Raw genomic sequence first — 2,114 nt, 5'->3', positions numbered from 1 at the left:
CGCGACTGCCGCAGACCCCTGATCGCCCTCGGCCTCACCGGATGAACCCGGACAAAAAGCGATCTTGCAACGGACCCTGCCTCCTCACGGCCGTGTCCGCGATCGCGTGAACGGTCAAGGACAGGCGCCTTGCCCCAGGGCAGCTTTCTCAACTGGCTCGCGAGCGTGGGCTGGTTGTTCTTCACCGACAGCAGGTAGTGCGCGTGACGGTCCTCGACGAGGTAGCGGGCGTGCTCCTTCTGCGCGTGTATCGCGTCCACCGTGATCACGGCCTCGCGCAGGTCCGCGTCGTCGAAGGCGTCCAGGAGCGGGGCGAACTCAGGGATCTCGTTGGTCTTCGCACCGATCTCGCGCAAGACGGCGGTCAGGACAAACATCCGGGTGCCGTCGGCGCGGACGGCACCGCGCAGGCACTTGCCGTCCACGGCGAACGCCCGCCGCCTCAGCCGGGCCGGTTCCGGGGCAAGCACGGCGGCTCGGTGGGCGCAGCGCTGTTCACGTTCGGGGACACCGTCGGGGCTCAGCCTTCCGGCCGCAGACGAGGCCAGCGCGGTGAACCGGGCGAAACCCGTGGCGGTCAGCGCGCCGGGATCCACTTTGGCGAAGGCGTCCCGCAAGGTCCGCTCGCCCGGAGCCCGATACCGGCCGGCGAACGGATCGAACGGGCAGCCCAGACGGGCCGGCACCTCCTGATCGCACCGCCGGGCCCATTCCGCGATCGCAACCAGGGAATTGCGCCCGGCCCCTGTCATCGCGCACACCCCGATCGCAAGCAGCGTCGCCAGCCGATACCGAACGCCCCGCCGATCACGAGGGTCGGGCACCTTGGCCAGCGCCTGGAGCAGCCCGTCCGCAGGCGCCTCCCCGACCGCACCGGTGAGCGAACAGGGCGACGTGCCCAGGGATACGGACATGAGAGAGGACGGAGCGACGAGCACGGCAGCCTTGCTGATCTGGGAGCGTGGAAAACTCCATGATCCACAAGAGCCGTGCCCGTCTCATGTCCGGGCATCAATGATCAACCGGTCAAACCGGGAGCGACGGGATTCTCCCCGGGGCCCTGGGCGTAAGGAGAACCACGAGCTGTGCCAGCACCACGTAAGTACCCCGATGAACTCCGTGAGCGCGCGATCCGCGAGGTCCGCTCGACCGGCCGTCCGATCGCGCACGTCGCCCGCGACCTCGACATCCACAAGGAGGCCCTGCGCGGGTGGGGCCGCCAGGACGAAGTCGGCCCGCCGGCTCCGCGACGAAGAACTGAGAGGATCGCAGTATGTGTCCATTCGGTATACAGAGCGTCTTGCCGAGGTCGGCGTCTAGGCATCGGCCGGCTCTGTCGCGGACAGTTACGACAATGCGATGGCGGAGGCCCTGAACGGCACGTTCAAGGCCGAGTTGATTGGGCATCAGGGGCCGTGGCGGGACTTCGACGCGGTCGAGCGGGCCGTCTTCCAGTGGTTCGCGTGGTACAACAGTGAACGACTCCACTCCGCCCTCGGCTACGTACCACCCGACGAGTACGAACAGGCCTACTGGGCGCAACTGGAGGGAGCCCCGCAGACCGCTTGATCACACGATCGCGGACTCCACAAAACTCGGGGCAGCTCACCTCCTGACCGATGACAGACTTTGCCGGGACCGCGGCAGCCACGCTCCCACAATGTCGATATCGGTTGTGCTGTTGTGTGGCCGGACGGACGGCGGGAATGTCCGCCCGGCCGAGCCCTCGTGCCCCGAAGGCTCAGGTACGACGCTACATGTTTGCTGTACACGGGGCGTGGAAGACACGGCCGATTCCGCGAGTGCGTCCCAGGCCGTGCATAACACCTGAGATGCCTCGAAGCTTCCGGACAGGGACCCAGTAAGGTTGTCCTGTTCGAGGAAACGAGGAAACGCTGAGCCTTGCCCATCATCGTCCTGAGCTGCTAGCAGGACGTAGTGGACGTGTGGGTCGTCGAAGTAGCCACGGGTCTTCACGGGGGAAGGCCCACCCGATCGCTCACACCCCACCAACGATCCAGAATCTAACTCGTTCCGGATCAATAGAACGGTTCAGTCCAAAATTTCCGCGACGATGTCAGGAATGACCACCGCGGATCCATGCCTGGAACCCG

Annotated in this window: 2 protein-coding genes and 1 pseudogene; 2 read left to right on the top strand and 1 reads right to left on the bottom strand. The window is 66.1% G+C overall.

Features of this window, described 5'->3' with window-relative positions; translation table 11 throughout:
- A partial coding sequence (locus LCE31_RS39160) for a transposase family protein (RefSeq protein WP_225023017.1) occupies positions 1-914 on the bottom strand: 914 nt, incomplete at its 3' end.
- Between the two features lie 171 nt (positions 915-1,085).
- Between LCE31_RS39160 and LCE31_RS41445 the strand changes: the two are divergent.
- Together LCE31_RS41445 and LCE31_RS39150 are read left to right on the top strand one after the other, a co-directional pair.
- Positions 1,086-1,169, top strand: a pseudogene (locus LCE31_RS41445) (hypothetical protein); the annotation flags it as partial.
- 190 nt (positions 1,170-1,359) lie between these two features.
- Entirely contained in the window at positions 1,360-1,569 is a 210-nt protein-coding gene (locus LCE31_RS39150) for an integrase core domain-containing protein (RefSeq protein WP_374118713.1), read from the top strand.
- Positions 1,570-2,114 lie beyond the last annotated feature (545 nt).

The organism is Streptomyces sp. 8L (assembly GCF_020176795.1).
In the GTDB taxonomy this organism is placed as follows: domain Bacteria; phylum Actinomycetota; class Actinomycetes; order Streptomycetales; family Streptomycetaceae; genus Streptomyces.
Note: the sequence above shows the minus strand (reverse complement) of the source record. Positions and strands in the feature narration are given on the sequence as shown.